Genomic DNA, 880 nt, shown 5'->3' on the forward strand with positions numbered 1-880 from the left:
GGTTTTGATATCTCCATAGAGTTACGGCGACCATAGCGAAAGGGAAACACCCGGCCACATTCCGAACCCGGAAGTTAAGCCTTTCAGCGCCGATGGTACTGCACTGGAGACGGTGTGGGAGAGTAGGACGTCGCCGAACAAACATTCCGTCGAGGCCGCCCCCCGACCCATTTCCATGCCCGTTTGTGGGATTGAGCCCATGCGACAGTGAACGTCATCGCTTGTTCGGTGTGGGAGAATCAGGGTGCTGCACCCGCATCACGGTGCCCACACTCTTTGTGCAAAATACATAGCGAAACATGGAAGGAACGACTCTCATGGCCGAGTCGCGTAACCCCCGTCAAGGCGGCGGACAATCCAGTGGCGGCCGATCCGGCGGGCGAAACGCCGGATCTGGTGCCCCCCGTGGTGGACGCGATCAACGCGGCACCGGCGCACCCCGCCCCAACACCCGCGACACCAAACCCGGCCGCGACGGTAAACCGGGCAAACCGCGTCGTGATGGCAAACCCTACGACGCACCCCGCAACCGCCGCCAAGAAGAGGGCGACCGGACCGCAGCGCAGAAGATCTACGACGGTCCGCCGATCCCCGATGACATCAGTGCAAAAGACCTCGACAAGCACGCCCGTCAGGCGCTGCAAGCGCTTCCGGAAAAGCTGGCCGACAAAGTCGCCCGCCACCTGGTGATGGCCGGTCTGCTGATGGCAGAAGATCCTGAAACCGCCCACAAGCATGCCCTGGCAGCTCGCGCGCGCGCCACGCGTACGGGACTCGTCCGCGAAGCCTGCGGTGAAACTGCCTACGCCGCCGGTAAATGGGCCGAGGCGCTCTCAGAATTCCGCACCGCCCGCCGCATGAACGGCAACACCGCCTACGC

General features: G+C 63.3%; 1 rRNA gene and 1 pseudogene. Both read left to right on the forward strand.

The window, feature by feature from the left end:
- Positions 1–22: 22 nt before the first annotated feature.
- Positions 23–139: ribosomal RNA gene (rrf, locus tag ACXJKC_RS21725) — 5S ribosomal RNA — on the forward strand.
- A gap of 178 nt (positions 140–317) precedes the next feature.
- Positions 318–880 (forward strand): annotated as a pseudogene (locus ACXJKC_RS21730) (tetratricopeptide repeat protein); the annotation flags it as partial.

The sequence above is a fragment of the Aeromicrobium sp. P5_D10 genome (assembly GCF_054049535.1).